Here is a 5938-nt window from a genome sequence, read left to right as displayed (position 1 = left end):
TCGGGGTGACAGGATTCGAACCTGCGACCTCCTGGTCCCAAACCAGGCGCTCTAGCCAAGCTGAGCCACACCCCGAGATGCCGCAGGCCTCCGCTCCGCATCCCGTGGCGCAACTCCTGCAACGTGCCCATTATATCCCAAAACAGCCTTCCCTGTCAAGGGATTTACAGATATTCAATGGCAAAATCCGCCCTTTCCCCCTCCACCTCCATGACCACATAGGACGGCCGCCGCCCCTCCTGCCTGGGGTAGGACAAGCTCCCGGGGTTCACGGCTATGACGCCGCCCTGTCTGTCCACCGATGGCTTGTGGGTGTGCCCGTACATCACGATGTCGAAGCCCCTGGCCCTGGCCTCCCTCTTGATGACCTCGCTGCCCATGGACACATAATAGTTATGCCCGTGGGTCACCCATACCCGAAAGGAGCCCAGTTCCAGCTCCAGCTCCCTAGGCAGGTAGGAGAAGAAATCGTTGTTCCCCAGCACGATCTGCACCGGGCAGGCCGCCGCGTTGGTCAGGACGTACTCGGCCCCCTCCGCGTCCCCGCAGTGGATCACCAAATCCGGCTCCACAAGCTCCAGGGCCTTGAAATAATTGTCGTTTTTCCTGTGGGTATCACTGACTATCAGCACCTTCATAGCTTCGCCAGTTCCTCCTTCATCAGCCGCAGCGCCTTGCCCCTGTGGCTCACCAAGTTCTTCTCCGCCTCCGTCAGCTCCGCCGTGGTCTTTCCCAGCTCCGGCACATAGAAGATAGGGTCGTATCCGAAGCCGTTTTCCCCCTTCTCCTCATAGCCGATGCGCCCCTCTATCGTGGCCCGCACCGTCAGCTCCCTGCCGTCCGGCAGCACCGCGGCGATGGCGCAGACGAACCTGGCCGTGCGCTCTTCCTCCGGAACGCCCTCCAGCCGCCTGATCAGATCCGCGTTCTTGATGCGGTAGGAGGTGTCCTCCCCCAGATACCTGGCGGAATAGACTCCCGGCTCCTTTCCCAGCCAGTCAATCTCCAGTCCCGAGTCGTCGGCCAGAACCAGCTCGCCCGCCTGAGCAGCCACCGCCCTGGCCTTGATCAGAGCGTTCTCCTCATAGGTCTTCCCGTCCTCCGCTACCTCCGTCCGGATTCCGGCCTCCTTCATGGAGAGAATCTCCGGATATGTATCGGCCAGGATATCCCTGATTTCCCGCATCTTCCCTTCGTTTCCCGTGGCGAATATCAATCGTTCCATTTCATCCTCTTATCCTTTTTTTCATATTTTTCCACACTGCCCTGCCATCGGTATGCTCGGCTGCCCGCTCCGCATCGGGACGGCTTTTCTGTCTTCATTCCCTCTTTATTTTCCCGCTCCGCCCTGCCATCGAGATGCCAGACTGCCCGCTCCGCGCCAGGACGACATTCCTGTCTTCATCTTTCTGCCTCCCGCCAACTTTCAGGCTCATTTTGGGCCCCAAATCTCATAGCTTTACCCCATTCCCTTGCCGCTACTGCTTCGCCCTGGGCGGCTTGGGCCCCAGGAACTGGTAGTAGTAAGCCTTCATCATGCCGTTGTAGATTTTTCGGTTCCTGTCCGCCTTGCGCCCGATGTCCCGCTCCGCGCCCTCATAGGCGGATATCAGGTACATGCTCCAGGTATCCAGCAGCCGGAACCGCTCCCCGATTGTCCGGTACAGCCCGGGCATCTCCTCCTTGTCGCGGAGCCTCTCCCCGTAGGGCGGGTTGGTGATGATAAAGCCGTACTTCTTCGGATGGCTCAACTGGGCCACGTCCCGCCTCTGGAAATGGATGAGCTTCTCCACCCCAGCCCGCTTCGCGTTCTCCCTGGCAATCTCCACCATGTGGTCATCGATGTCATACCCCTGTATGTCCGTCTCTATCTCCAGGTTCACCAGGTCCTCGGCCTCCTCCTGGGCATCCTGCCACAGACCTTTGCCGACCACATATGGCCAGTCCTCCGCCGTGAAGTCCCGATTCATCCCCGGCGCGATGTTCGCCGCCATCATGGCCGCCTCGATGGGGATGGTGCCGCTGCCGCAGAAAGGATCCACCAGCACCCGCTCCCCGTTCCAGGGAGTCAACATAATCATGGCCGCCGCCAGGTTCTCCGCGATGGGGGCCTGGGCCACCAGCTTGCGGTATCCCCTCTTGTGCAGGGACACCCCCGTGCTGTCCAGCCCCACCGTGACCTGGTCCTTCATCAGGAAGACCCGGATGGGAAACTCCGCGCCGTCCTCCTGGAACCAGTTTACATGATAGATTCCTTTCAGACGCTCTACCATTGCCTTCTTCATGACAGACTGGATATCCGAGGGGCTGAACAGCCTGGATTTCACGCTGGCCGCCTTGGTCACCCAGAATCTGCCGTCCTCCGGTATGTATTCCTCCCAGGGGAGGGCCTTCGTCCCCTCGAACAGCTCCTCGAAGCTCTCCGCGTGGAAGCTGCCGATTTTGATCAGCACCCGCTCCGCGCTCCGCAGGAAGATGTTGGCCCGGCACAGGGCCTCCTCGTCTCCCAGAAAGGTCACCCTGCCGTCCACCACCTCCGAGATGTCGTAACCCAGGTCGTCGATTTCCCGTTTCAGCACTGCTTCCATGCCAAAGTGGCAGGGAACGATCAATTCAAATTTCCGCATTTCTCCCCTCATCCCGCGCCCAACGCGGCTTCCATCCTGATATGCTGCTTTTTTGTATCTGATGCTCCTATATCTGCTGCTTTTCTATGAAGCTCTTCCATAGGCGCTTTTCTATACAATTTTACTATACACAGTTTTACTATACAGCTCTTCCATGCCGCTCTTCTATGTAGACAGGGGCACTGTACCATGCAGTGCAGCGCCCCTGCCGCCAGAAAGGACTTAGTAGTTATTGTCCTGGTTGTTCTGGTTCTTGCTCTGGTTGTTGTTCTGGTTCTTGCTCTGATTGTTGTTCTGGTTCTTGTTCTGGTTGTTGTTCTGATTCTGGTTCTGGCTGTTCTTGCAGTTCTCAGAATTGTTGGCGTTGTTGTACTTATTGTTGTCCATTTCTTTCCTCACATCCTGCCGCCTTCTGCGGCGCTTCTGCCGGAATCCCCTTCTCCCTGCGATTCCGGGAAACGTGGGTTGCGCGGTTCCGGGAAGCGTAAGTCTCAGGCGGTTCCGTATTTTCAGTTACAGCAGTAGTATGAGAGGATTTCTGAAAAAATATGCATGTGATTTCCAATTTTTTAATTCATCCAGTCCCGGAACACCTTTACCAGGAAAAGCACGCCCAAAATGGGCAGCAATATGGGCAGAAGGGCCGTGATCACGGAGAATATGGCGCTCAGAATCAATACCACCACCAGCAGCGCCAGAATCAGCCACGCCCATAGGGGAACCCTGGCAAGCAGGCTGACCCTGCCCCGGCCCAGGGGCCCCTGGGGCTGGGCCTCCCGGCCGGACCATCCGCTGTCCTCCCCGTATTCGGCGTATTCCGTGTACTGCCCGGTCCGGCTGCCCTCAGACCACGCGCCCGCCTCTCCACGCCCGGATGACCGTCTGCTGCCGCCTCCGGTCTCCACGATGGTCCGGGCAATGAGCCGCGGGTCTCCCAGCTCCGAGAGCACCTCCCCCTCCTCCCTTCCTTTCCGGGTCTCGGTATTGATGTAATCCTCGTAGTATTCCAGGTTCTCCGTAAGCTGCGCAGAGGTCACCCTGCCGCCAAGCGCCAGGCGCAGCGACTCTAAAAATTCTCTTTTCGTCATGTTCCTACCATTTCTTTCTGGGGCAGATGTTCTTCGCCACCACCGCCCGAAGCTCCACATAGCAGCCGCAGATACGGCACATCCCCTCCAGCAGAAGGTCGCACTCCTTGCAGACCGCCAGCCTTTCCTCGTACAGCGCCTCGTCCGCTTTGATCTCCGGATCCAGGTTCGCGATGTACTCCCGCAGGGAGCGGAAGTATTCTTCCTTTCCTACCATGTCCCTGGTGAGGCACTTTCTGCAATAACGCTGGTTCCCGGTCTTCTGTTCCATAACTGCTCCATGTCTGCTCCTATGTTTCCACCGACTTATGACATTATACTTTCTTTATTGCATAAAATCAATATTCCGGGGCGGGTTTTTTCAAAAGTTTCCCAGCGGAAAGCTATAGGATTTTCCCGCTGTCCATCTCGCATACCGTATCGCATAGCGTAGAAATATCCAGGGGATTGTGCGAAGACAGCAATATAGTCACCCCCTGTTCCTTTAATGTGGCGAATAATCGGCGCATATCTTCCACCCCTCTGTTATCCAGCCCATTCATGGGTTCATCCAGAATCAGGAGTCTGGGATTCTCCATAATGGCCTGCGCGATGCCCAGCCGCTGCCTCATACCCAGCGAATATTTTCCGACATGCTTTTTTGATTTTCCGTCTAGGCCCACCAGATTCATGCAGGAACAGACATCAACGTCTTTTCTGCCTCTCAGGCCCAAAAGCCATTTCAGGTTATTGCTGCCGCTTTCCGTGGTGATGAATCCGGGCGTCTCGATCATCATGCCGGTATCGGGCGCAAAATCCACATCTTTTCCGATGGTTTTTCCAAAAACCCGGACGCTTCCCGAAGTGGGCTTTAAGAATCCCAGGATGCATTTCATGAAAACCGTCTTCCCGGACCCGTTGCGCCCTATGATGCCATGGATCTTTCCCGTCTCAAATGATACATTGATGTCTGTCAATACATTCTCCTTGCCAAAGGATTTTGAGAGCGCCTTTACTTCTATTGCATTAATCATGAGAGCCTCCTAAAAAGATTCGTTCCGTTTTTTTCACGCTGAACCAGGAGCCGAGCAGCAATCCGAGATTGATGATTCCGAAGACCATGTGCGATTGCAGAATGCTGGGAAAGTTTCCGTATCCGAATCTGTGCATCGCATAGGTGGCATGATTCAGGGGCGAAATCCACGCCACGATCACATTTGCCACATATCTTACCTCCTCCGGCACATGAAGCAGAGCTGTCAGCTTATCCGGGTTCAGCAAATAGGCGTACAGGCTGACAACAATCACCGCGACGATACCTGCTTTTTTTCCGGATATCAGTGAAAAAATAAGGTTGAGCAGCGTCAAAAACAAAATATATTGTGCCATCAGGAAAAATATCGTTGCGGCGCAATCATATGGCGTTGTCAATTTTATTGTTTTCCTTACGACTGTAAGCGCCACCTCGAAATTTTCCGGCGCAAAGCTGAGGGTCGTGGCCGTGTCGCTCCATTGGTTGCCCCAGACCACATTGCTGCCACCCAGGGCGAGAAGCATGGACGAGCCCAAAAGGAACATGGTATAGGCAAGGCTTATGAGGACAGACATCAGCACCTGTCCCAGAAGCCAATCTGCCTTGCCTTTCCTGAAAATCAGATAACAGGCAGGCGTATCCAATCGCGGGATCTGAAAAAGGAACAGCAATATTGCCAGCGAGACGAACAGGATGCTGTCGGAATCCGCAAAGCACCATATGAACAGCTCAAAGATTTGGATATCGGTATGGAACAGCACCGAGCACTCCATGATTCGCTGCATCAGAAAATAGCATAGGCAGAACCCTAACAGAAAGCCGCAGAAAATGCGCGGATTTTTCCGCATGCTGTATAAATTCCATTGGGTGCAGCTACAGATCCGATCCGCCTTACACATAGTTTCGTACCTCCCATGTCGTCAACAGCAGGGAAATCGCCGTCAGCAATAAAAAAGACAGAATCGCAAAAGGTATCGCAATTCCCTCAGCGGATAACCACATCATCGGATCCATATATGTGGCGTCAAAGAAAAAGCGCCAGCGAAACATGGAAAGCGCAAAAACAAATACAACGGGAATCGCATACGCGGATACAATGTCTTTTGTCAAAAGCGCGCTGATGTTTCCCGACATGGCAAAGCAGGACGCAACCAGCAGCCGCTGTGCCACAAGAGGCGCCGGAGCCAGGACAGGGAAGCCCGCAGCCCATG

9 protein-coding genes and 1 tRNA gene are annotated in these 5938 nt (G+C 55.2%); all 10 read right to left on the bottom strand.

Annotated features, from left to right (window positions below):
- A tRNA-Pro gene (locus tag Q2B33_RS22935) sits at positions 1-75 on the bottom strand.
- Positions 76-164: 89 nt separating this feature from the next.
- A complete protein-coding gene (locus Q2B33_RS22930) occupies positions 165-638 on the bottom strand; it encodes a metallophosphoesterase (protein WP_300573535.1) in 474 nt (157 codons plus the stop codon).
- On the bottom strand, positions 635-1225 hold the full coding sequence (locus Q2B33_RS22925) for an XTP/dITP diphosphatase (protein ID WP_300573538.1): 591 nt from the start codon (positions 1223-1225) through the stop codon (positions 635-637). Before Q2B33_RS22925 ends, Q2B33_RS22930 begins: the two co-directional genes overlap by 4 nt.
- Before the next feature lie 253 nt (positions 1226-1478).
- Positions 1479-2627 carry a class I SAM-dependent RNA methyltransferase gene (locus Q2B33_RS22920; RefSeq protein ID WP_300573541.1) on the bottom strand — a complete coding sequence of 383 codons (1149 nt, stop codon included), beginning with the start codon at positions 2625-2627 and terminating at the stop codon, positions 1479-1481.
- A 222-nt stretch (positions 2628-2849) separates the two neighbouring features.
- Positions 2850-3026, bottom strand: a complete 177-nt coding sequence (locus tag Q2B33_RS22915) for a hypothetical protein (protein ID WP_296472276.1) — start codon at positions 3024-3026, stop codon at positions 2850-2852.
- A 170-nt stretch (positions 3027-3196) separates the two neighbouring features.
- Complete coding sequence (locus tag Q2B33_RS22910) at positions 3197-3715, bottom strand: DUF1700 domain-containing protein (protein ID WP_296472277.1); 519 nt, start codon at positions 3713-3715, stop codon at positions 3197-3199.
- Positions 3716-3719: 4 nt separating this feature from the next.
- Positions 3720-3986 carry a DUF6171 family protein gene (locus Q2B33_RS22905; RefSeq protein ID WP_296472278.1) on the bottom strand — a complete coding sequence of 89 codons (267 nt, stop codon included), beginning with the start codon at positions 3984-3986 and terminating at the stop codon, positions 3720-3722.
- A 112-nt stretch (positions 3987-4098) separates the two neighbouring features.
- A complete protein-coding gene (locus tag Q2B33_RS22900; RefSeq protein ID WP_300573546.1) occupies positions 4099-4728 on the bottom strand; it encodes an ATP-binding cassette domain-containing protein in 630 nt (209 codons plus the stop codon).
- Positions 4721-5512 carry a hypothetical protein gene (locus tag Q2B33_RS22895; RefSeq protein ID WP_300805175.1) on the bottom strand — a complete coding sequence of 264 codons (792 nt, stop codon included), beginning with the start codon at positions 5510-5512 and terminating at the stop codon, positions 4721-4723. Before Q2B33_RS22895 ends, Q2B33_RS22900 begins: the two co-directional genes overlap by 8 nt.
- A 106-nt stretch (positions 5513-5618) precedes the next feature.
- The coding region (locus Q2B33_RS22890) for a hypothetical protein (protein WP_300823193.1) at positions 5619-5938 on the bottom strand (320 nt) is incomplete at its 5' end.

Origin of the sequence: uncultured Acetatifactor sp. (assembly GCF_948601915.1) — a bacterium.
Lineage (GTDB): Bacteria > Bacillota > Clostridia > Lachnospirales > Lachnospiraceae > Acetatifactor.
This window is presented reverse-complemented; position numbering and strand designations above follow the sequence as displayed.

Excerpts from the sequence above, each read along its gene's own strand:
- Q2B33_RS22905 (WP_296472278.1), bottom strand. The coding sequence starts at position 3,986 with ATGGAACAGAAGACCGGGAACCAGCGTTATTGCAGAAAGTGCCTCACC.
- Q2B33_RS22930 (WP_300573535.1), bottom strand. The coding sequence starts at position 638 with ATGAAGGTGCTGATAGTCAGTGATACCCACAGGAAAAACGACAATTAT.
- Q2B33_RS22910 (WP_296472277.1), bottom strand. The coding sequence starts at position 3,715 with ATGACGAAAAGAGAATTTTTAGAGTCGCTGCGCCTGGCGCTTGGCGGC.
- Q2B33_RS22925 (WP_300573538.1), bottom strand. The coding sequence starts at position 1,225 with ATGGAACGATTGATATTCGCCACGGGAAACGAAGGGAAGATGCGGGAA.
- Q2B33_RS22920 (WP_300573541.1), bottom strand. The coding sequence starts at position 2,627 with ATGCGGAAATTTGAATTGATCGTTCCCTGCCACTTTGGCATGGAAGCA.
- Q2B33_RS22900 (WP_300573546.1), bottom strand. The coding sequence starts at position 4,728 with ATGATTAATGCAATAGAAGTAAAGGCGCTCTCAAAATCCTTTGGCAAG.
- Q2B33_RS22895 (WP_300805175.1), bottom strand. The coding sequence starts at position 5,512 with ATGCAGCGAATCATGGAGTGCTCGGTGCTGTTCCATACCGATATCCAA.